Annotated in this window: 22 protein-coding genes; 16 read left to right on the forward strand and 6 right to left on the reverse strand. The window is 68.6% G+C overall.

The features are described from left to right. Nucleotides 1-5 precede the first annotated feature (5 nt). The 11 genes from ACYCO6_RS09345 (at nt 6) to dprA (ending at nt 10,081) form a co-directional block, all read left to right on the forward strand. Nucleotides 6-1,292, forward strand: a complete 1,287-nt coding sequence (locus tag ACYCO6_RS09345; protein WP_459771340.1) for a cytochrome b — start codon at nt 6-8, stop codon at nt 1,290-1,292. 18 nt (nt 1,293-1,310) lie between these two features. Then, the gene (locus ACYCO6_RS09350) at nt 1,311-2,222 is read left to right on the forward strand and encodes a cytochrome c1 (protein WP_459771342.1); all 912 of its coding nucleotides are present in this window, start codon (nt 1,311-1,313) and stop codon (nt 2,220-2,222) included. 294 nt (nt 2,223-2,516) lie between these two features. Further along, the gene (locus tag ACYCO6_RS09355) at nt 2,517-3,392 is read left to right on the forward strand and encodes an S-methyl-5'-thioadenosine phosphorylase (RefSeq protein ID WP_459771344.1); all 876 of its coding nucleotides are present in this window, start codon (nt 2,517-2,519) and stop codon (nt 3,390-3,392) included. Between the two features lie 84 nt (nt 3,393-3,476). Next, nucleotides 3,477-4,064, forward strand: coding sequence for an imidazoleglycerol-phosphate dehydratase HisB (gene hisB, locus ACYCO6_RS09360; RefSeq protein WP_459771346.1), 588 nt, complete (start codon nt 3,477-3,479; stop codon nt 4,062-4,064). Between the two features lie 74 nt (nt 4,065-4,138). Further along, the gene (locus tag ACYCO6_RS09365; protein ID WP_459773489.1) at nt 4,139-4,618 is read left to right on the forward strand and encodes a DUF2628 domain-containing protein; all 480 of its coding nucleotides are present in this window, start codon (nt 4,139-4,141) and stop codon (nt 4,616-4,618) included. A 19-nt stretch (nt 4,619-4,637) separates the two neighbouring features. After that, nucleotides 4,638-5,297, forward strand: a complete 660-nt coding sequence (hisH, locus tag ACYCO6_RS09370; RefSeq protein WP_459771348.1) for an imidazole glycerol phosphate synthase subunit HisH — start codon at nt 4,638-4,640, stop codon at nt 5,295-5,297. Nucleotides 5,298-5,335: 38 nt separating this feature from the next. Next, on the forward strand, nt 5,336-6,079 hold the full coding sequence (hisA, locus tag ACYCO6_RS09375; RefSeq protein ID WP_459771350.1) for a 1-(5-phosphoribosyl)-5-[(5-phosphoribosylamino)methylideneamino]imidazole-4-carboxamide isomerase: 744 nt from the start codon (nt 5,336-5,338) through the stop codon (nt 6,077-6,079). Nucleotides 6,080-6,111: 32 nt separating this feature from the next. Next, complete coding sequence (gene hisF / locus ACYCO6_RS09380; protein ID WP_459771352.1) at nt 6,112-6,915, forward strand: imidazole glycerol phosphate synthase subunit HisF; 804 nt, start codon at nt 6,112-6,114, stop codon at nt 6,913-6,915. Beyond that, nucleotides 6,912-8,216: a dihydroorotase gene (locus ACYCO6_RS09385; RefSeq protein WP_459771353.1), complete on the forward strand. Its 1,305-nt coding sequence runs from the start codon at nt 6,912-6,914 to the stop codon at nt 8,214-8,216. The genes hisF and ACYCO6_RS09385 overlap by 4 nt, the downstream gene beginning before the upstream one ends. After that, nucleotides 8,216-8,818, forward strand: a complete 603-nt coding sequence (gene plsY / locus ACYCO6_RS09390; protein ID WP_459771355.1) for a glycerol-3-phosphate 1-O-acyltransferase PlsY — start codon at nt 8,216-8,218, stop codon at nt 8,816-8,818. The genes ACYCO6_RS09385 and plsY overlap by 1 nt, the downstream gene beginning before the upstream one ends. 48 nt (nt 8,819-8,866) lie before the next feature. After that, nucleotides 8,867-10,081, forward strand: a complete 1,215-nt coding sequence (gene dprA / locus ACYCO6_RS09395) for a DNA-processing protein DprA (RefSeq protein ID WP_459771357.1) — start codon at nt 8,867-8,869, stop codon at nt 10,079-10,081. Here the strand turns inward: dprA and ruvX are convergent. Next, complete coding sequence (gene ruvX, locus ACYCO6_RS09400; protein WP_459771359.1) at nt 10,071-10,571, reverse strand: Holliday junction resolvase RuvX; 501 nt, start codon at nt 10,569-10,571, stop codon at nt 10,071-10,073. The two genes, dprA and ruvX, sit on opposite strands and share 11 nt — an antisense overlap. Next, nucleotides 10,568-11,137, reverse strand: coding sequence for an SMI1/KNR4 family protein (locus tag ACYCO6_RS09405; protein WP_459771361.1), 570 nt, complete (start codon nt 11,135-11,137; stop codon nt 10,568-10,570). Before ACYCO6_RS09405 ends, ruvX begins: the two co-directional genes overlap by 4 nt. A 172-nt stretch (nt 11,138-11,309) precedes the next feature. Here ACYCO6_RS09405 and ACYCO6_RS09410 point away from each other — a divergent pair, with 172 nt between their 5' ends. The 5 genes from ACYCO6_RS09410 (at nt 11,310) to gatB (ending at nt 15,436) form a co-directional block, all read left to right on the forward strand. Continuing rightward, nucleotides 11,310-11,450, forward strand: a complete 141-nt coding sequence (locus ACYCO6_RS09410; RefSeq protein WP_459771363.1) for a hypothetical protein — start codon at nt 11,310-11,312, stop codon at nt 11,448-11,450. Between the two features lie 168 nt (nt 11,451-11,618). Further along, nucleotides 11,619-11,906: an Asp-tRNA(Asn)/Glu-tRNA(Gln) amidotransferase subunit GatC gene (gatC, locus tag ACYCO6_RS09415; protein WP_091713574.1), complete on the forward strand. Its 288-nt coding sequence runs from the start codon at nt 11,619-11,621 to the stop codon at nt 11,904-11,906. 78 nt (nt 11,907-11,984) lie between these two features. After that, nucleotides 11,985-13,463 (forward strand): Asp-tRNA(Asn)/Glu-tRNA(Gln) amidotransferase subunit GatA, encoded by a 1,479-nt coding sequence (gene gatA / locus ACYCO6_RS09420; protein WP_459771366.1) that lies wholly within the window; start codon nt 11,985-11,987, stop codon nt 13,461-13,463. Further along, nucleotides 13,460-13,759 carry a hypothetical protein gene (locus tag ACYCO6_RS09425; protein WP_459771368.1) on the forward strand — a complete coding sequence of 100 codons (300 nt, stop codon included), beginning with the start codon at nt 13,460-13,462 and terminating at the stop codon, nt 13,757-13,759. Before gatA ends, ACYCO6_RS09425 begins: the two co-directional genes overlap by 4 nt. A 204-nt stretch (nt 13,760-13,963) precedes the next feature. Further along, on the forward strand, nt 13,964-15,436 hold the full coding sequence (gatB, locus tag ACYCO6_RS09430; RefSeq protein ID WP_459771370.1) for an Asp-tRNA(Asn)/Glu-tRNA(Gln) amidotransferase subunit GatB: 1,473 nt from the start codon (nt 13,964-13,966) through the stop codon (nt 15,434-15,436). A 782-nt stretch (nt 15,437-16,218) separates the two neighbouring features. Here gatB and ACYCO6_RS09435 read toward each other — a convergent pair. The 4 genes from ACYCO6_RS09435 to ACYCO6_RS09450 all read right to left on the reverse strand — a co-directional run bounded on the left by ACYCO6_RS09435 (nt 16,219) and on the right by ACYCO6_RS09450 (nt 19,949). Then, nucleotides 16,219-16,560: a DUF2380 domain-containing protein gene (locus ACYCO6_RS09435; RefSeq protein ID WP_459771372.1), complete on the reverse strand. Its 342-nt coding sequence runs from the start codon at nt 16,558-16,560 to the stop codon at nt 16,219-16,221. Nucleotides 16,561-16,634: 74 nt separating this feature from the next. Beyond that, entirely contained in the window at nt 16,635-17,690 is a 1,056-nt protein-coding gene (locus ACYCO6_RS09440; protein ID WP_459771374.1) for an efflux RND transporter periplasmic adaptor subunit, read from the reverse strand. Next, nucleotides 17,691-17,885 (reverse strand): DUF1656 domain-containing protein, encoded by a 195-nt coding sequence (locus ACYCO6_RS09445; RefSeq protein WP_459771377.1) that lies wholly within the window; start codon nt 17,883-17,885, stop codon nt 17,691-17,693. A gap of 24 nt (nt 17,886-17,909) precedes the next feature. Beyond that, a complete protein-coding gene (locus ACYCO6_RS09450) occupies nt 17,910-19,949 on the reverse strand; it encodes an FUSC family protein (RefSeq protein ID WP_459771379.1) in 2,040 nt (679 codons plus the stop codon). Nucleotides 19,950-20,078: the final 129 nt, after the last annotated feature.

The raw sequence follows: 20,078 nt of genomic DNA on the forward strand, positions 1-20,078 counted from the left end.
CGAGCATGAGCGGAACTGCCAGCACCTACGTCCCCAAGAGCCGCGTCGCCAAATGGTTCGAGGCGCGCCTGCCCATCGTCGGGCTGGTGCATTCCTCGTTCGTGGCCTTCCCGGTCCCGCGGAACCTCAACTACTTCTGGACCTTCGGGGCGATCCTGATCGCCTTCCTGGGCATCCAGATCGTCACCGGCGTCTGGCTGGCGATGCACTACGAGCCTTCGGCGACGGGTGCGTTCACCTCCGTCGAGAAGATCATGCGCGACGTGAATTACGGCTGGCTGCTGCGCTACGCGCACGCCAACGGCGCGTCGATGTTCTTCGTCGCCGTGTACCTGCACATGTTCCGCAACCTCTACTACGGGTCCTACAAGGCCCCGCGTGAGGTGCTCTACATCCTCGGCGTCGTGATCTACCTGCTGATGATGGCCACCGCCTTCCTCGGCTACACGCTGCCCTGGGGCCAGATGAGCTTCTGGGGCGCCACCGTCATCACCAACATCCTGGCGGCGATCCCGGTGGTGGGCGACACGATCCAGACCCTGCTCTGGGGCGGCTACTCGGTCGGCAACCCGACGGTGAACCGCTTCTTCTCCCTGCACTACCTGCTGCCGTGGATGATCGCCGGCGTGGTCGTGCTGCACGTCTGGGCGCTGCACGTCACCGGCCAGAACAACCCGGTAGGGATCCCGATCAAGTCGGGCAAGGACGCGGTGCCGTTCACGCCCTACGCCACGATCAAGGACGTGTTCGCGGTCTGCGTGTTCATGATCCTGTTCTCGTGGTTCCTGTTCTACCAGCCGAACTATCTCGGCCACGCCGACAACTACATCCAGGCGAACCCCGCGGTGACACCCGCCCACATCGTTCCGGAATGGTACTTCCTGCCGTTCTACGCGATCCTGCGCGCGGTTCCGAGCAAGCTCGGCGGCGTCATCCTGATGTTCTCGGCGGTGATCATCCTGGCCTTCGCGCCATGGCTCGACACGTCGCGCATCCGCTCATGCAACTACCGGCCGATCTACCGGCAGTTTTTCTGGGTGTTCGTCGGGGCGACCCTGCTGCTCGGCTGGCTCGGCTCGCAGCCTCCCGAGGGCGGCTACGTGCTCGCGGCGCAGATCTGCACCGCCTACTACTTCGCCCACTTCCTGATCGTCATGCCGCTCTGCGGCCTGTTCGAGACGCCGAAGGCGCTGCCGGGCTCGATCCTGGAGAGCGTCACCGGGCCGGGCAAGCAGGTGAGCGGCTCCGGCATGCCGGCGGGCGCCGCCGCCGCTCCGACCACCAAGGGCTGACGGGCTGACGGCAGGACCATGATGATGACTCGCGTCCTCTCGACGACCGCCGCGGCCGCCCTGGCCGCCCTGCTGATCGGGGCCATGCCGGCCTCTGCCCAGGAAGGGCATGGCGGGCCGATCCCGGCCCGCATCAACTGGAGCTTCGCCGGCGTATTCGGCCGCTTCGACACCGCGCAGCTGCAGCGCGGGTTCCAGGTCTACAAGGAAGTCTGCTCCGCCTGTCACTCGATGAAGCTGGTGTCCTTCCGCAACCTCGCGCAGGAAGGCGGACCGGATTTCAGCGCCGGGCAGGTCAAGGCCCTGGCAGCGACCTACCAGGTGAAGGATGGTCCGAACGATTCCGGTGAGATGTTCGAGCGGCCCGGCCGTCCGGCAGACTATTTCCCGCCGCCCTTCCCGAATGATCAGGCGGCCGCCGCGGCCAACGGCGGCAAGGCGCCGCCGGACTTCTCGGTCATCGCCAAGGCGCGCACCTTCTCGCGCGGCTCGCTGTACTTCCTCACCGACTGGCTGCCGCTCATCGGCTATTCCGAACAGGGGCCCGACTACATCCACGCGCTGATCAACGGTTATGAGGATCCTCCGAAGGATTTCGCGCTGCCGGAGGGCGGTCACTACAACAAGTATTATCCCGGCCACATCATCGCCATGCCGCCGCCGATCACCGACGGGCAGGTCTCCTACCCGAAGGACGACAAGGGTCAGCCGGTTGTCCCCGAGACCGTCGATCAGTACGGCAAGGATGTCGCGGCCTTCCTGATGTGGGCGGCCGAGCCGCACATGATGGACCGCAAGGCCCTGGGTTTCCGGGTGATCCTGTTCCTGATCGTGCTGTCAGGTCTGCTCTACTACGTGAAGAAGAAGATCTGGGCCGATGTCGGTGGCGAGGTCCACGGCCTCCAGCCGGAGCTGCACAAGGCGTATTGAGGCGCCGCCTCGGATTGACGTCGCCGATGGGCCTCCCTCGCGGAGGCCCATCTTTTTTGGACCCGGGCTCCATGCTACCGCTCGGCCGCCACGACGGTCGGTCCACCGGAGGCGGATCCATCCCAATCCATACCCTCGTCCTGAGGTGCTGCGCCGCAGCCTCAAAGGAGGGCTCCAGGGATCGCCGCGCCAGGGCTCCTTCGAGGCCTCCGCAGCGCTCCGGCACCTCAGAATGAGGTGGTGGAGGGGACATGCGGCGCGCCCGTAGCGTCGCTGAAACCATAGGGAAACAGCATGACGGCAGCGGTACTCGGGGTGATGGGCGGCTCCGGCGTCTACGACCTGCCGGGTCTTGAGGACATCCGGGAGGAGCGTGTCGCCTCGCCCTGGGGCGAGCCTTCGGACGCCCTTCGCATCGGACGGATCGGCGACACCAAGGTCGTCTTCCTGGCCCGCCACGGACGGGGGCACCGGCTCTCGCCATCTGGCATCAACTATCGCGCCAACATCGATGCGCTGAAGCGGGCCGGGGTCACCGACCTCGTCTCCCTCTCGGCCTGCGGCTCGTTCCGCGAGGAGCTTCCCCCCGGCCTGTTCGTGCTCGTCGACCAGTTCGTCGACCGCACCCACGGACGGGCCTCGTCTTTCTTCGGCGATGGCTGTGTCGCCCACGTTTCCGTCGCCCACCCGGTAGGACCCGGACTTCAGGCGCACATCGCGGCGGCCGCGAAGGCCGAGACCATCGCGGTGCATCGCGGCGGCACGTATGTCTGCATGGACGGGCCGCAATTCTCCTCGCTCGCGGAATCCAGGGCCTACAAAGCGCAGGGCTTCGACGTGATCGGTATGACCAACATGCCCGAGGCCAAACTCGCCCGGGAGGCCGAGATCACCTACGCGACCATCGCGATGGTGACCGACTACGATTGCTGGCACCCCGGTCACGACGCGGTAGACGTCGCCGCGGTGGTCGCGGTGGCCCGGGCCAACGCCGACAAGGCGGCGCGGCTCGTCGCGCGTCTGGCGCGCGATTTCCCGGCAGAGCGTGAGCCGTGCCCGGCGGGGTCGCACCGGGCGCTGGATGGCGCGATCATGACCGCTCCCGCCGTGCGCGATCCTGCGCTGCTCGCCAAGCTCGACGCCGTGGCCGGGCGTGTGCTGCACGGATAGCTTGCCGCCCTTTCCAATCTGGAGAGACTCCCTCTAGAAGGCGCGGGCGGCCGCAGCCGCCCCAGACGCGAAGTCCAGACCGAGATGCGCAGCGCCACCATCAGCCGGAAGACCGCGGAGACCGATATCGCGGTGACCGTCGATCTCGACGGGACCGGGCGATCGAAGATCGCGACCGGTATCGGCTTCCTCGACCACATGCTGGATCTGCTGGCCCGGCACGCCCTGTTCGATCTGGATGTGAAGGTCGACGGCGACCTGCACATCGATCAGCACCATTCCGCCGAGGATTGCGGCATCGCGCTGGGACAGGCCTTCGCCAAGGCTCTGGGCGACAAGCGCGGGGTCACGCGCTATGCCGATATCCACCTGCCGATGGACGAGGCGCTCACCCGCGTCTGTGTCGACATCTCCGGCCGCCCGTTCCTGGTGTTCCGCACCACGTTCCGGGTGGAGAAGATCGGGCAGTTCGACACCGAACTGATCCGCGAGTGGTTCCAGGCCTTCGCGATGAATGCAGGCCTGACCCTGCACGTCGAGACGCTCTACGGCGACAACGCCCACCACATCGCGGAGAGCTGCTTCAAGGGACTGGCCCGCGCCTTGCGGAGAGCAGTGGCGATCGATCCGCGCGAGGAGGGGCGCGTTCCATCCACGAAGGGCTCCTTGTAGACTTCTTGTTTTCGCACTCCCTGACCGGCCACGCGGCCGTCGCGGAGCGACCTTCCCGGAGACCCGCGATGCGGATGCGCAGCTACACGCTCCACCTGCCCACAGATGCGCGGCCGGGCGAGGCGATCGGCCTCGACCGGGCCGTGCTGGTGCGGGACGGCTTCTCCTGGGCGGCCTTCGCCTTCACCGTGCTGTGGTTCCTGTACCATCGCCTCTGGGTCGCCGCGCTGATCGTGCTCGTCGGATTGCTCGCCCTGGCGGGCGCGGGCGTCGTGCTCGGCCTGTCGACCGGCGCCGGAATGATCGCTTCTCTGCTGGCGGCGTGGCTGATCGGGCTGGAAGCCTCGAGTCTGCGCCGCTGGACGCTGGCCCGGCGCGGTTGGCCGGTGCGCGACGCCGTGATCGCTGCAACGCCCGAGGAGGCCGAGGCCCGGGCGATCGGCCGCTGGCTCGAGGCCAACTCCGCCGCGCCGCGTCCCCCGTTCCCGGGTGGCCCTAGCCGGCGCATCGAGCCGGTGATTGGTCTGTTTCCCGCCCAGGAAGGCGCCCGGTGAGTCAGCGGGCGAGACACGCATGAGTGCCGAGACGGTCGCGATCATCGATTACGGGTCGGGAAACCTCCATTCCGCCGCCAAGGCGTTCGAGCGCGCCGCCCGCGAGAGCGGGCGCGGCGCGCGGATCTGCCTGACCGCGGATCCGGACGTGGTGGCGGCCGCCGACCGCGTCGTCCTGCCGGGCGTCGGCGCCTACGCGGATTGCCGCCGCGGCCTCGACGCCGTTCCCGGCATGGTCGAGGCCATGACGCACGTCGCCCACGTGGCCGGGCGCCCGTTCCTCGGCATCTGCGTCGGCATGCAGCTCCTGGCGACCCGCGGGCTGGAATACACCACCACGCCCGGGCTCGGCTGGATCCCCGGCGATGTCGGTCGGATCCAGCCGTCCGACCCGACGCTCAAGATCCCCCATATGGGCTGGAACACCCTCCGGACGGAGCGCGACCACGCGCTCCTGGCCGGCATCCCGACAGGGGAGAACGGCCTGCACGCCTATTTCGTGCACAGCTTCGCGCTGACCGCCGAACGTCCGGACGACGTGGTGGCCCGGGCCGAGTATGGCGGGCCGGTCACCGCCCTCGTCGCCCGCGATAACATCGCCGGCACGCAGTTCCACCCCGAAAAGAGCCAGCGTCTGGGCCTCGCGCTCATCGCGAATTTCCTGACCTGGCGCCCCTGAGGGCGGCTCCGCCCCGGCAATCAAGGACAAAGCTGCCCGTGATCCTCTACCCGGCGATCGACCTGAAGGAGGGGCGCTGCGTCCGCCTCGTCCAGGGAGACATGGCGCAGGCCAAGGTCTTCGGCGACGATCCGGCCGCGCAGGCCGCGATCTTCGAGGAGCAGGGCTTCTCCTGGCTGCACGTGGTCGACCTCGACGGCGCCTTCGCGGGCGCACCGCGCAATGCCGCCGCGGTGGACGCCATCCTGGCCCGGGTGAAGATCCCGGTTCAGCTCGGCGGCGGCATCCGCGAGATGAAGACCCTCGAGGGCTGGCTCGGGAAGGGGGTCGCCCGGGTGATCATCGGCACGGCGGCGGTGCGTGATCCTGGCTTCGTCCGCGAGGCCGCGCGCAAGCATCCCGGCAAGATCGCGGTCGGCATCGACGCCAAGGACGGCCGGGTCGCCGTGGAGGGCTGGGCGCAGACCTCCAGCATGACGGCGGAAGAACTCGGGCGCCGCTTCGAGGACGCGGGCGTCGCCGCGATCATCTACACCGACATCGCACGGGACGGCATCCTGAAGGGCCTCAACGTCGAGATGACCCTGGCCCTCGCGCAGGCCGTCCGCATCCCGGTGATCGCCTCGGGCGGCCTCGCCTCCATCGACGACGTGCACCGCCTGCTCCAGCCCGACTGCGCCTTGATCGCCGGCGCGATTACGGGGCGGGCGCTCTACGACGGGCGCATCGATCCGAAGGCGGCTCTGGCCGCGATCGCTGCGGCACGCGGCCCTGCGGCGTGATACCGTGAGGCCCGCGAGATGAGACGCCGCCCGTGCTGAAGACCCGCATCATTCCCTGCCTCGATGTGAAGGACGGGCGCGTCGTGAAGGGCGTGCGCTTCGAGGGCCTGCGCGACGCGGGCGATCCCGTCGAAGCCGCCAAGGTCTACGATGCGGCCGGCGCCGACGAACTGTGCTTCCTCGACATCACGGCGAGCCGCGAGGCCCGCGGCACACTGCTCGACATCGTCAGCCGCACCGCCGAGGCCTGCTTCATGCCGCTCACCGTGGGCGGGGGCGTGCGCACCGTTGAGGACGTGCGCGCCCTGCTGCTGGCGGGTGCCGACAAGGTCGCGATCAACACCGCGGCCGTGAAGGATCCCGACCTCGTCGCTCGGGCCGCGGAGAAGTTCGGCGCCCAGTGCATCGTGGTGGCGATCGACGCCAAGCGCGTCTCCGGCCCCGGCGAGCCCGCGGCCTGGGAGATCTTTACCCATGGCGGCCGCGACCCGACCGGGATCGATGCGGTGGACTTCGCGCGGCTCGTCGCCGGAAAGGGGGCCGGCGAGCTGCTGGTCACCTCCATGGACAAGGATGGCACCCGCTCCGGTTATGACTTGGCCCTGACCCGGGCGATCAGCGACGCCGTCAACGTGCCGGTGATCGCGTCCGGCGGAGTCGGCGGGCTCGACGACCTCGTGGCCGGCGTGGCCGAGGGCGGCGCGAGCGCCGTCCTGGCGGCCTCGATCTTCCATTTCGGGCAGGCGAGCATCGCCGAGGCGAAGGCCCATATGGCCGCGGCCGGTCTCGCGATGCGCCTCGACGGCACGGCATCTTCGGCGAGGGCGCCCCTGTGAGCAGCTATCTTCTGGCCAACGCGAAGCTCCTTGATCCTGCGACCGGGCACGAGCAGGCCGGCGCCGTGCTCGTGCGCGAGGGCCGCATCGCCGACATCGCCTCCGGGGCTGCGCCCGGTATCCCGGCGGACACCCAGCGCATCGATTGCGCCGGCCGAATCCTGACGCCGGGCCTGATCGACATGCGCGCCTTTGTGGGGGAGCCGGGGGCCGAGCATCGCGAGACCCTGGCCTCGGCGAGCGCCGCGGCGGCTGCCGGTGGCGTGACGACCCTGGTCTGCATGCCCGACACCAACCCGGTGATCGACGGGCCGGCGATCGTCGATTTCGTGCTCCGCCGCGCCCGCGACACCGCGAGCGTCAATGTTCTGCCCGCCGCCGCCATCACCAAGGGCTTGGCCGGTAGGGAGATGACCGAGTTCGGCCTGCTCAAGGAGGCCGGCGCGGTAGCCTTCACGGATGGGCTGCGTGCCGTCGCGAACGCCCAGGTGATGCGGCGTGCCCTGATGTACGCCCGGGACTTCGACGCCCTGCTGATGCAGCATGTCGAGGAGCGGGACCTCGCCGCCGAGGGCGTGATGAACGAGGGCGAACTCGCCTCCCGCCTCGGGCTGAAGGGGATTCCCCGCGAGGCCGAGACCGTGATGCTGGAACGCGACATCCGCCTCGTTCGGCTGACCGGCGCCCGATACCACGCGGCGATGATTTCCTGCGCCGATTCGGTGGAGATCGTGCGCCGGGCCAAGCAGGACGGCCTGCCGGTCACCTGCGGCGTCTCGGTGAACAACCTCGTGCTCAACGAGAACGACATCGGTCATTACCGCACCTTCTGCCGGCTCTCGCCGCCGCTGCGCGACGAATCCGACCGGCACGCGGTTGTGCAGGCCCTCGCAGAGGGCGTGATCGACGTGGTCGTCTCAGATCACAACCCGCAGGACGTGGAAACCAAGCGTCTGCCGTTCGCCGAGGCGGCGGACGGCGCGCTCGGCATCGAGACGCTGCTCGGGGCCTCCCTGCGCCTCGTTCATACCGGTGACTTGCCGCTGGCCAAGCTGATCGCCGCGCTGACCGCGAACCCCGCCCGCATCCTCGGGCGCGAAGCCGGCCGCCTGGCGGCCGGTACACCGGCCGACCTCGTGCTGATCGACCCCGATCTGCCCTACGTGCTTGACAAACGGCGGTTGAAGTCGCGCTCGAAGAACTCGCCTTTTGATGAAGCGCGCCTCCAGGGCGCGGCGGTGCTGACGCTGGTCGGCGGCCGGATCGTCCACGCGGCCGACGATCTCGCGGCGGCGGCCTGATGGTACCGGATCTCGCGACCCCGGCTGCCCTCGGCGGTCTCGCCCTCGGCTATGCCTTGGGCTCGGTCCCCTTCGGGCTGATCCTGACGCGCCTTGCCGGACTCGGCGACGTACGGGCGATCGGTTCCGGCAATATCGGCGCCACCAACGTGTTGCGGACCGGCCGCAAGGGCCTGGCCGCCGCGACCCTGCTGGGCGATGCCCTGAAAGGAACCGCCGCGGTTCTGATCGCCAAGAGCTTCGGCGAGGGACCGGCGCTCGCCGCCGGACTCGGCGCCTTCCTGGGCCACCTCTTCCCGATCTGGCTCGGATTCAAGGGCGGCAAGGGCGTGGCGACGTTCATCGGCGTGCTCCTCGCCTTCAGCCCACCGGCGCTCGGCGTGTTCGCGGCGATCTGGCTCGGGCTCGCCTACGCGCTCAAATACTCATCCTTGGCGGCGCTCGCAGCCTCCGCGGTGACGCCCCTGGTCCTGTGGGCGCTCGGCACCCCGTCTCAGGCTGTGCTTTTCTTCCTTATGGGCTTGCTGCTATGGTGGAAGCACGCGCCCAATATCCGCCGGCTCGCGTCCGGCACAGAAGGGCGCATCGGTCAGAAGGGCTGAGCGCCGACGCGGGGCATGAAACCCTTGGGGCGCTGCCCGGGGGGATGCATGCAGCTCACCGATGCCCAGAGGCTCGACTGGCTGCGGCTGATCCGCACCGAGGGCGTCGGGCCGCGGACCTTCCGCACCCTCATCAACCGGTTCGGCGGCGCGGCGGCCGCCCTCGACGCTTTTCCGGATCTCACCCGACGGCAGGGAAGGCGCATCGAGCCTACGACACGGGCGCAGGCCGAGGACGAGATCGCGGCCCTGAAGCGGCTCGGCGGCCGGCTGATTGCCAGCGGCGAGACGGCCTATCCGCACCTCCTTCAACAGACCGATGCGGCGCCGCCGCTCCTGGCCGTGCGCGGCGCCCCGATCCTGAATCGACCGGGCGTGGCTCTCGTCGGCTCGCGCAACGCCTCCACGGCGGGGCTTGCCTTCACGGAGCGGCTGGCTCGCGGCTTCGGTGAAGCCGGTCTCGCGGTGGTCTCGGGTCTCGCCCGCGGGATCGACGCGCGTGCGCACAAGGCCAGCCTGCGGACCGGCACCATCGCGGTGATGGCCGGAGGTCAGGACCGCATCTACCCGGCGAGTCACGCCGCGCTGGTCGAGGCGATCCTGGAGGAGGGGGGCGCCGTGCTCGCCGAAATGCCGATGGGATGGGAGCCGCGCGGGCGCGACTTCCCCCGGCGTAACCGCATCATCTCGGGCCTGTCCTACGGCACTGTCGTGGTGGAAGCGGCGCGCCGGTCGGGCTCGCTCATCACGGCGCGCTTCGCCCTGGAGCAGAATCGAGAAGTCTTCGCCGTCCCGGGTTCACCGCTGGACCCGCGAGCCGAGGGCACCAACGACCTGATCCGCCAGGGGGCCACGCTGGTCTCCGAGGTCTCCCACGTCCTCGACGTGATCGGCCCGCTCATCGAGCACGGTCCGGACCCGGACGCAGCTCCCAGGCGCGGCAGGCCGGACCTCGCCGAGCAACCGGATTTCTGGGACGAGGTCGACCTGGGTGCACTCAGCGGAGACTGCGAACGGCTTCCCGATCTCGTCGGGCCACAAGCGCCAGATGATGGATACGGCATGGCGGAGCTCGTCCTGGAATCTGCTGACGACCGGGAGAAGATCATCGCCCTGCTGAGCCCCAGCCCCGTCGGAACCGACGAGTTGGCCCGCAGCGCCGGCGTCGGCGCCCGGGTGGTGCAGACCGTGCTGCTGGAGTTGGAGCTCGACGGCCGGATCGAGCGTCACGGCAGCGGATCGGTCTCGCTGATCAGCCGCTGAGCGGATCCTCGTCGGCCTCGGCATCGGCGAGGTGACGCATGACGTCGAGGCAGCCCTGCAGGATGTAGGCGGCGGCGAGCTTGTCCACGAGTTCTCCGCGCCGGGCCCGTGAGGCGTCGGCCTCGATCAGCGCCCGGGTTACCACCGCGGTCGACAGGCGCTCGTCAAAGAAGACGTGGGGCAGGGGCAGGATCGGAGCGAGGTTGCGCATGAAGGCGCGGGTCGATTGCACCCGCGGGCCCTCGCTGCCGTCCATGTTCAGCGGCAGCCCGACCACCAGGCCGCCGACGGCGTGCTGCCGGCAGAGCGCGGCCAGCCGCTGCGCGTCCGGCGTGAACTTCACCCGGCGGATCGTCTCCAGCGGGGTGGCGATCTGGCGCCCCAGATCCGACAACGCGAGCCCGATCGTCTTGCTGCCGAGATCGATGCCGATGAGGCGCGCCCCGCCGCGCGAAGCGGCCGCGAAGGTACGGATCGCGTCGTGATTCATGAGTCCGCCTGCGTGCCCCGCGCCAAAGTGGCCTCCGAGAAGCCCTCGAAGCGCGCGGGCAAGGGCTCCGCGCCCGGTCCGAGCACCAAGGCGACGGAGGGACCGGTCACCCTTTGGAAGAGATCGGTCAGGCTCTCCCCGGCGAACCGGATGGTCTCGAGGTCGGGCGCGAGCAGCCAGATATCGTATTCCTCGCCCGCCCCGGACACGTCCCAGAACAGGAAGCCGCCATCCTCGACCGCGCCGAAGAAGAAGGCGCGCTCGATGACACTGGCATCGCCGCCTTCGACGTCGAACCGGTGCGGTTCCGCCCCGTCTTCCAGCATCGTCACGGCGGCGCCGATGCTGTGAGCGATCACGCCGGCCTGAGCGACAAGATCGCTTGCCTCGAACGGCGCCGGCACGGCGATCCGGAACTGTGCACCCGCCAGGCCGATGCCGCAGGTCCGGCAGAAGCTGCGGTAAGAAGCCGGCAGAGCGAAGCCCAGCGCCTCCGACGCCCGGTCCAGGTCGGCGTCATCTGCCGTGAAGCCCGGCGACAGGCTGGTGAAGACCTGCTCCCACATCGATGCCACTCCGCCGTCCACAGCCTTCATCTGCTCCGTAGATCGACCCCGGTGCATGCGGAGCCGTTCCCGAATAGGTAAGTTAACGCATCGTTAAACCGCGCCAGGGGTATCCGCCTTGTTGACGATCGGTCCGCTTTCCCGTCCCGCCCCGTCCGAGCGCGGAACGAGGATGACCCGCAAGCAGTGCTGGATGCTGCTGCTGGCCTTCGAGGTTCTCGTCTTCGGCTTTGCGCAGTCTGTGTATCGGCCGGTGCGTCAGTCCGGCATCACGATCGAGATGTCGGTGACGCCGAACCATGTGGTGACCTGATCCGGTCCTGAACATCCTTCGTCCCGGCAGCCCGACTTCGCAAGCCCGGTTCGGTCGCGATGGTCGCCGGCGGGGGTCATGCCGCCCGCGTTGCGGCGCGTCGGAGGCCGATGCTATAGCGCGACCGATTTCGGGTGATCGCGCCCGGACAGGGACGAACGGGACGGCATGTCGGTCGACGAGAAGACGGTTCGGCGCATCGCGCATCTGGCGCGGATCGCGGTCACCGACGACGAGGTCGGGCCGCTTCAGGGCGAGCTGAACGCGATCCTGGCCTTCGTCGAGCAGCTCGGCACGGTCGATGTCTCCGGCGTCGAGCCGATGACCTCGGTGACGCCGATGGCGATGAAGAAGCGCGAAGACGTGGTCACGGAGGGCGGCCGCGCCGCCGACGTGGTCGCCAACGCGCCCGAGACCGAGGACAATTACTTCCTGGTCCCGAAGGTGGTCGAGTAGGCCGATCTCGGCCCGGACCTTGCGGACCGGTTTTCTGGCGGGCAGGTGCGCGGCGGCGCGCGCGGGGACGTGAACAGCGTGAATCCGAACGAACTTACCCTGGCCGAGGCGCGCGACGCCCTGAAGGCGAAGCGGATCTCGGCCCGCGAGCTGACGCAGGCCCATCTCGACGCGATGGAGAAGGCGCGCGCGCTCAACGCCTACATTTTGGAGACGCCGGATCGGGCCCTTCAGATGGCGGACGTCTCGGACCAGAAGATCGCGTCCGGCGTGGCGCGGCCGCTGGAGGGGATCCCGCTCGGAATCAAGGACCTCTTCTGCACGCACGGCGTGACCACCACGGCGGGTTCCAAGATCCTCCAGAACTTCGAACCGCACTACGAATCGGCGGTCTCGGCCAATCTGTGGCGCGACGGCGCCGTGATGCTGGGCAAGCTCAACCTCGACGAGTTCGCCATGGGCTCGTCCAACGAGACCAGCGCCTTCGGCGACGTGGTCTCGCCGTGGCGGCGCAAGGGCTCCGACGCGCAGCTGGTGCCCGGCGGCTCCTCGGGCGGGTCCGCCGCCGCGGTCGCGGCGCGGCTCTGTCTCGGCGCCACGGCAACCGATACCGGGGGATCGATCCGCCAGCCCGCGGCCTTCACCGGGACGGTGGGGATCAAGCCCACCTACGGGCGCTGCTCGCGCTGGGGCACCGTGGCCTTCGCGTCGTCCCTCGACCAGGCCGGGCCGATCGCCCGCACGGTGCGCGACTGCGCGATCCTCCTCGGCTCGATGGCCGGCGCGGATACCCGCGACACGACTTGCGCCGATTTGCCGGTGCCCGACTTCGAGGCGGCCGTGTCCCGCGGCGTGAAGGGCCTCACCATCGGCATCCCGAAGGAGTACCGAGTCGACGGCATGCCGGCCGAGATCCAGAAGCTCTGGGACGAGGGCGCCGCCTGGCTGAAGGCAGCGGGTGCAACCATCAAGGACATCTCGCTGCCGCACACGTCCTACGCGCTCCCGGCCTACTACATCGTGGCGCCGGCCGAGGCCTCCTCCAACCTCGCCCGCTACGACGGCGTGCGCTACGGCCTGCGCGTTCCCGGCAAGGATATCGCCGGAATGTACGAGAACACCCGCGCCGCCGGTTTCGGTCGTGAGGTGAAGCGCCGGATCATGATCGGCACCTACGTTCTCTCGGCGGGCTACTACGACGCCTACTATGTCCGCGCCCAGAAGATCCGCACGCTGATCAAGCGCGACTTCGAGTTGGCCTACGCGGCCGGGGTCGACGCGATCCTCACGCCGGCGACGCCATCCGCCGCTTTCCGAATCGGCGAGAAGGCCTCCGCGGACCCAGTCGAGATGTACCTCAACGACGTGTTCACCGTGACGGTGAACATGGCCGGCCTGCCTGGCATCGCCGTGCCGGCGGGCCTCGACGGGCAGGGGCTCCCGCTCGGGCTCCAGCTTATCGGCCGGCCGTTCGACGAGGAGACTTTGTTCGCCGTCGCGCAGGTGATCGAGGATTCCGCCGGCCGCACGGCCCTGCCCGAGCCCTGGTGGGCATGACCGTCCCCTACTATCCCTGGACGGTCTGGATCTGGGCCGGGTTCGATCCGGCGCTGATCGTGGTCGCGGTCTATCTCGGCTGGACCGCGAGCCAGTTCGGCAAGGTGTTCATCGCGGCGATTGCCGCCTTGGGCTTCTCGGTCCTGTTCTCCTACGCGGTGAGTGCGGCCGGCATTCCCTGGCCGGCGCCGATCACCCATGACGGGCCGACCTTCTTCCCGGTCCGCGCGGTCGCGGCCCTGCTCTGGGCGATCCTCGGCTACGGCAGCCGCCGCGCCGTCGGACGCCGCGCTTGATTCTTGCCGCCTTGGCCTCCTAACTGAGATTACGACACCCGTTCCCACCCGTGCCCTCATCCAGAGGTGCCCGTATCAGCGGGCCTCGGAGGCCTTCAGGGGCCAGGCGATCCCTGGAGCCTTCCTCCGAGGCTGCTGCGCAGCACTCCACGATGTGGGGTAGGGTGGGAGCATCCCGCGAAGCGCCTCTCGGCCCGGACGACTATGAACGCACCTGTCGACCCCAAGAAGCTGATCAAGGGCGGCCTCCACGACTGGGAGGTGATCGTCGGCATGGAGATCCACGCCCAGGTGTCCAGCCGGGCGAAGTTGTTCTCCGGCGCTTCCACGGAGTTCGGCGGCGAGCCGAACGACCATGTCTCGCTGGTCGATGCCGCGATGCCCGGCATGCTGCCGGTCATCAACGCCGAATGCGTCGCGCAGGCCGTGCGCACCGGCCTCGGCCTGAAGGCCAAGATCAACCTGCGCTCGGTGTTCGACCGGAAGAACTATTTCTATCCGGACCTGCCGCAGGGCTACCAGATCTCGCAGTACAAGGACCCGATCGTCGGCGAGGGCGAGGTGCTGGTCGACATGGCCGACGGCTCCTCGATCACCGTGGGCATCGAGCGTCTCCACCTCGAACAGGATGCCGGCAAGTCGCTGCACGACCAAGACCCGACGCGCAGCTTCGTCGACCTCAATCGCTCGGGCGTGGCGCTGATGGAGATCGTCTCCCGGCCGGACCTGCGCTCCTCCGAGGAGGCCAAGGCCTATGTGACGAAGCTGCGCACGATCCTGCGGTATCTCGGCACCTGCGACGGCGACATGGAGAAGGGCTCGCTCCGCGCCGACGTGAACGTCTCGGTGCGGCGTCCCGGCGAGCCCCTTGGCACGCGCTGCGAGATCAAGAACGTCAACTCGATCCGCTTCATCGGGCAGGCGATCGAGACCGAGGCCCGCCGCCAGATCGCGATCCTAGAGGATGGCGGCACGATCGAGCAGGAGACGCGTCTGTTCGACCCCAGCAAGGGCGAGACGCGATCCATGCGCTCGAAGGAGGAAGCGCACGATTACCGCTACTTCCCCGATCCGGACCTGCTACCGCTCGAATTCGACCAGGCCTATGTCGATGCGCTGGCACAGGAGCTGCCTGAGCTGCCGGACGCCAAGAAGGCGCGGTTCGTGACGCAGTTCGGCCTCTCGCCCTACGATGCCGGCGTGCTGGTCGCCGAGCGCGCCTCCGCCGACTACTACGAGGCGGTGGCGCAGGGTCGCGACGGCAAGGCCGCGGCGAACTGGGTCATCAACGAGCTGTTCGGCCGCCTGAACAAGGAGGGGCTGTCCATCGAGGCGACGCCAGTCTCGGCGGAACAGCTGGGCGCGATCGTCGATCTGATCGGCGAGGGCGTGATCTCCGGCAAGATTGCCAAGGACCTGTTCGAGATCGTCTGGACGGAAGGCGGCGACCCGCGCGCCATCGTCGAGAGCCGCGGCATGAAGCAGGTGACCGACACCGGCGCCATCGAGGCGGCAGTGGACCAGATCATCGCGGCCAACCCCGACAAGGTCGCCCAGGCCAAGGAGAAGCCGACTCTGCTGGGCTGGTTCGTCGGTCAGACCATGAAGGCCACCGGCGGTAAGGCGAATCCGGCAGCGGTCAATGCGCTGCTCAAGGAGAAGCTCGGCATCGCCTGAGTGTCAGCCGGCTAGCAGCGGCATCGAGCAAGCGCCGGCGCTCGAGCCGCTCAGTGGCTTAGCGATCCGGAGCCGCAGCGGAGACTGTGTAGACCGGCAGCGATTGTGGCCCATCCGCACGTTCGCGCGATTGGCGAAGCCTCAGAGCGCGATCCGAAACGACGATATCCCGCGCTGGCGCTGCCAGGCGGGTGATGGTCAAACGGATCCAGAAGAAAACCTGGCGGAACGGCTCAAAGTGGGGCCTTTCGCGCATTCGAAGGCGTGCCGTGTCGGCCGCTTCTGCGCCCCTGGAGCCGTTTCCGTCCGGCTGCTCGTGTGGTGCCGCTGAGTCCCAGGCCGAACCGATCCCGAAACCGTCTAGGCGGCTTTGCGCTGCGGTGGAGTCATTCCTGTCTCCTCCAGCCTCCGACGATCGACGCTGCTCCGAAACCTGACCCAGTCAAGGTTTCCGGCCGATCCGTGCCCGCATTCGCGAAGCACATCCGGACACTGCCCCCGTCCTCGAAACAGGTCAACACCTATTTCTCCGATGCATTGCTCTTTGATTCAACTTGGCCCTGCGTTCGGCGACGCAGCAATCGTAGCGTCAAGCACTTGGATCGATCTCGCCGCACCGCAAAATAGTGTGCGCCGCGCGAGACACTTGCCGGCGCCCCTATTGTTCCCGACCAGAAAGCGGATGCCGCGATCGAAGGACTCGCCGGTGCAGCCGCGCAGATCGACGCTGCAGGCGCGCTCCGGGGCAAAGTCGGCGAGCGGCTTCACGTAGACATTGAGGTTCAGGACCAGGTCGAGACCTTCTGGACCTCGCCGGTGATCGCCAAGTCGGCCCCGAGCTTGCGGGCCGGCGCGTCGGCGCGGCCGTTGCAGCGACGCAGGTCGGCACTCTTGGCGACCTCCTCCCGCGCCGGCGCGGTGGAGATGACGGGGAACTGGCCCTTGATCTGGAGCAGGTCGCGCAACTCGGCGCTCACCCGCTTGAGGCGCGCCTCGTCGGCAAGGTCACTCGGCACGGGCGAGAGGTTGGAGAACTGGAGGTCGAACTCCGCCGTTTTCTGGGGAATCACCAGGGCTGAATCGCCTGCGATGAGGAAAGCCGCGAGCGCCGCGAACCGGATCATGAGCGCCTTCCGCGACGAGGCCCCGACTTGGTCAATGCGGCGCGCGGGCTTGCGGTCGTGATCGGGCAGTGGGGTCAGCGTCGGTCTGCCTCGACGGTGGGCCCGGCGGCCGGCGTGGTCAGCGCGGACACGCGGTCACGCAGGTTCATGAACCAGTCCGGAGTCGGCGCACGGCCGCCATTCACCACGACCGTCGCGGTCATGCCGGCGATCAGCGGGACCTCCGGCGGCACATGGTCGATGCGGATCCGCACCGGGACCCGCTGGGCCAGGCGCACCCAGGTATAGACCGGGTTGACCTCGGGTAGGCCCTGCGTGCTCGCCGAGGCGTTCGCCGTGGAGATGCCCAGCGTAATGCTGTCGACCGTTCCCGCCAGGTGAGGATCGAAACCCATCAGCTTGATGTCGGCCCGGTCGCCCACATGGATGTTGGGCATCTTGGTCTCCTCGAAATAGCCGTCGATCCAGAAGGAATCGGTGTCGACAACGCTGATGTTCGAGGTGCCGGTGCGGGCGTAGTCGCCCACCCGCAGCAGCAGGTTGGTCACGCGGCCGTTGACCGTGGACCTGACCTGGGTCCGTTCGAGGTTGATCTTCGCCTGCCGCAGCTGCGCCTGCGCGCTTTCCAGCGCCGCCGCGGCGATCTTGGCGGTGCCGGCAAATTGCTGCTTCTCCTCGATCGAGGTCGAGACTGTGGTCAGTTCCTGCCGCCGGGCCGACTGGGCATTCTTCACTTGGAGATCCGCCTCCCGATTCTTCACCTCGGCATCCGCGGAGGTAACCGAGATCTCGAAATCGGCCGGATCGATCACGTAGAGAACATCGCCCTTGCGGACGTTCTGGTTGTCGCGAACGCGAATGTCGACAATCTGTCCGGCGACCTGCGGCGCGATGTTGGCAACCTGGACCCGGACCGTGCCGTCCCGGGTCCACGGCGCCGCGACGTAGAACTCCCAGACGAAGGCCGCCGCGAGGAACGCAACAATCAGGATCACGCCGGTCGCGGCCAGACGGAAGATCTTGGCGGCGCGCCCCCGGCGGGGGACGACCGGCAGCCGATCGTCGCGGTTGGTCGTGCCCTCGTGGGAGGCGGCCTTGGGATCATCCTCGTCGGCAGTCGTATCGGGCATTCAGATCAACGCGATCAAGAGGGCGAGCACGCAGACGTAGATGCCGGCCTCCGCGAGCGGGACATTGGCAACGTAACGGCTAAAGCGGATACGGGCGAAGAACCAGCGCAAAACGAGGAAAATCGCGAACGCGGCCAGTGCATAGGCGACGAAGGAGGAGATCAGTACTCCACCGATATGGATATCCTCGTACATGTCCGCACCGAGAGAACCTGCCCGTCAGAATAGCGCGACTTCGAGGCGTCGGAGGAACCGCCGATGGCGCGCGATGGTTCGCGCCGCCGTCACGAGATCGCTGGCGGCGCGCGCCGTGGTGAGCCGCACACTCCGCTCCTGCCGGGACGCGCCGCGGATCAGGTCACGCGCGGCGATTTCGAGTGCCCGGTCGTCCCCCGCGGCGAGACCGGCGCGCGCCCGCGGGATCGAATTCCGCAGGGACGTCACCGACCAGAGCCGGCGCAGCTCGGCATGCGCGCGGGCGGCTGCGGCCTCCAGCCGCGCGAGGGCGAAGGCGTGCGAAAGGCTCGCCCGTCGCACGGCGCTGCTCCCCGAGCTATAGCCCGCGAACTGGTAGAGCCGATCCGCATTCAGGCTGGTACGGGTGGTGGCGTCGCCGCCCTCACCGACCAGGGCGTCGGCCAGCGCCCACCGCGCCGAGTCGAGGGCGAAGACGCGCTGCTGTGCGGGCGTGATCGGCAGGAGCAGTCGGACCACGATCGACAGGATCACCGCCGCTACGACGACGAGGAACGCGTTCAGCAGGAACACCAGGGCGTCGTAGCTCTGCGGATTGGACGGGCCGAGAAGGACCGGGAAGAACACGATCACGATGAAGCCGATGCCGAAGGTTTTCGGGTTCAGCGACAGGAAGCAGCCGAAGAAGATCACCGGCGCCATGACGATGGCCAGCATCGGGAAGCCCTGGACGCCGTTGAGGAACGCGAACCGGGCGATCCCCGCGAGGGTAGCGGCGAGGCACATCCCGATCACCACCCCATTGGCGAATTTCCTGGGATCCGGGTTCACCGAGGCCAGGGCTCCGGTCGCCGCGACCTGCACCAGCGCGAACGAGGCCTGCGGTAAGCCGAGCGCCACGAATGCGGCCGCCGTCACGGCAAAGCCCAGGGCGACCCGAAAGGCGCTGCGCAGGGCCACCGGGAAGTCCCGGTGCGTCGGCAGGCGCGCGTCACGCAGCGGGGCGTGACCGGCGGCCACGGCCCGAATCCCGTCCTGGGCGAAGGTGGCCGCGCAGACGAAATCCAGGGCGCGCTGCAGCACCACCACCTCGTCGAGGGGGCGCTCCCCGTCGCGGATCGCGTCATCGACGAGGTCGCGCAAGCGTTCGTCGTCCCGGTCGAGCGTCTCGGCGTCGGGCACATCGGCCACCCGCCGGCAGATGGCCATGGCCTCGGCAACCGCCGGGCTCCGATCGCGCAGGCAGGCGGATGCGGCCGCAACGGCGCGGATCGCCGCCGCCATCACGTAGAGCGCGGCGATGCAGCTGCGCGCACCGGCGGCGCGGAAGCGGCCGTCGTCCAGTTCCCCCGCGATGGCGCTCGCATCGGCCCGCATCGGCGCGATCGTTCGAATCAGTGCGGCGGTCCGGCCGGCGCCGAGATCGCCTTTTGTCAGGGTCTCGCGGGCATAGGCTCTGGTACCCTCCCAGGCACTGCGCAATTGGGGCAGCAGCGCCCGCCACGTGCTCGGGGAGGCAAGGGCGTCGTTGATGAACGTGATCGCCACGATGCCCAACACGATCACGGCCACGCGGGCGACAGCGGCATCGAAGGTGCCCTGCGGGTCGTCGATCTGGCCAAGGGCGATGATCGCGACCGTGTAGCCCGACAGCATCGCCCCGTAGGCTCGGGTATCCTGCAGATACTGCGCGATGAACACGCACAGGCCGAGCCAGACCGTGAAGGAGACGAGGAGCAGGACCCGGTCCTGACCGAACAGGCTCATCACGACGATCGACACGGCGGCGCCGATCAGCGTGCCGAGCAGGCGGTAGACGGCCTTGGAGATTGCCTGCCCGCGCTTGGGCTGGGCGAGGATCGCCACGCAGGTGGCGGCCGAAGAGGCGCTGTCGAGCTGCAACCAGAAGGCTGCGGCAAGCGCCAGCATCATGGCGATCCAGATGCGAAAGGCGAACGCCCAGGCGGCCGGCCTCGGAACCCAATCGTCCAGCACGGCGAGCACGCGGTCGACGATCGCGCCGAACGGCCGATACCGACGCGCCGCGGCCGAGATCTCAGCCATGTCGGTCCGGGCTCGGCCCGCTTCTGTCCGAGGCATGCGGGAGCGGGCCGTGCCGATGGGCCGACTCACTCACCGCTTGCCTACGCGGCCTTCGCTCCGTCATGGCCTCACGCCTCCCCAGGGCCGCCT

It is taken from the genome of Methylobacterium sp. CM6257, from assembly GCF_054611515.1.

Excerpts from the sequence above, each read along its gene's own strand:
- gatB (WP_459771370.1), top strand. The coding sequence starts at position 13,964 with ATGAACGCACCTGTCGACCCCAAGAAGCTGATCAAGGGCGGCCTCCAC.
- plsY (WP_459771355.1), top strand. The coding sequence starts at position 8,216 with ATGGTACCGGATCTCGCGACCCCGGCTGCCCTCGGCGGTCTCGCCCTC.
- ACYCO6_RS09450 (WP_459771379.1), bottom strand. The coding sequence starts at position 19,949 with ATGGCTGAGATCTCGGCCGCGGCGCGTCGGTATCGGCCGTTCGGCGCG.
- dprA (WP_459771357.1), top strand. The coding sequence starts at position 8,867 with ATGCAGCTCACCGATGCCCAGAGGCTCGACTGGCTGCGGCTGATCCGC.
- ACYCO6_RS09425 (WP_459771368.1), top strand. The coding sequence starts at position 13,460 with ATGACCGTCCCCTACTATCCCTGGACGGTCTGGATCTGGGCCGGGTTC.
- ACYCO6_RS09410 (WP_459771363.1), top strand. The coding sequence starts at position 11,310 with ATGACCCGCAAGCAGTGCTGGATGCTGCTGCTGGCCTTCGAGGTTCTC.
- ACYCO6_RS09350 (WP_459771342.1), top strand. The coding sequence starts at position 1,311 with ATGATGATGACTCGCGTCCTCTCGACGACCGCCGCGGCCGCCCTGGCC.
- gatC (WP_091713574.1), top strand. The coding sequence starts at position 11,619 with ATGTCGGTCGACGAGAAGACGGTTCGGCGCATCGCGCATCTGGCGCGG.
- ACYCO6_RS09440 (WP_459771374.1), bottom strand. The coding sequence starts at position 17,690 with ATGCCCGATACGACTGCCGACGAGGATGATCCCAAGGCCGCCTCCCAC.
- hisB (WP_459771346.1), top strand. The coding sequence starts at position 3,477 with ATGCGCAGCGCCACCATCAGCCGGAAGACCGCGGAGACCGATATCGCG.
- ACYCO6_RS09345 (WP_459771340.1), top strand. The coding sequence starts at position 6 with ATGAGCGGAACTGCCAGCACCTACGTCCCCAAGAGCCGCGTCGCCAAA.
- ACYCO6_RS09405 (WP_459771361.1), bottom strand. The coding sequence starts at position 11,137 with ATGTGGGAGCAGGTCTTCACCAGCCTGTCGCCGGGCTTCACGGCAGAT.
- ACYCO6_RS09445 (WP_459771377.1), bottom strand. The coding sequence starts at position 17,885 with ATGTACGAGGATATCCATATCGGTGGAGTACTGATCTCCTCCTTCGTC.
- ruvX (WP_459771359.1), bottom strand. The coding sequence starts at position 10,571 with ATGAATCACGACGCGATCCGTACCTTCGCGGCCGCTTCGCGCGGCGGG.
- ACYCO6_RS09435 (WP_459771372.1), bottom strand. The coding sequence starts at position 16,560 with ATGATCCGGTTCGCGGCGCTCGCGGCTTTCCTCATCGCAGGCGATTCA.
- hisH (WP_459771348.1), top strand. The coding sequence starts at position 4,638 with ATGAGTGCCGAGACGGTCGCGATCATCGATTACGGGTCGGGAAACCTC.
- ACYCO6_RS09365 (WP_459773489.1), top strand. The coding sequence starts at position 4,139 with ATGCGCAGCTACACGCTCCACCTGCCCACAGATGCGCGGCCGGGCGAG.
- ACYCO6_RS09355 (WP_459771344.1), top strand. The coding sequence starts at position 2,517 with ATGACGGCAGCGGTACTCGGGGTGATGGGCGGCTCCGGCGTCTACGAC.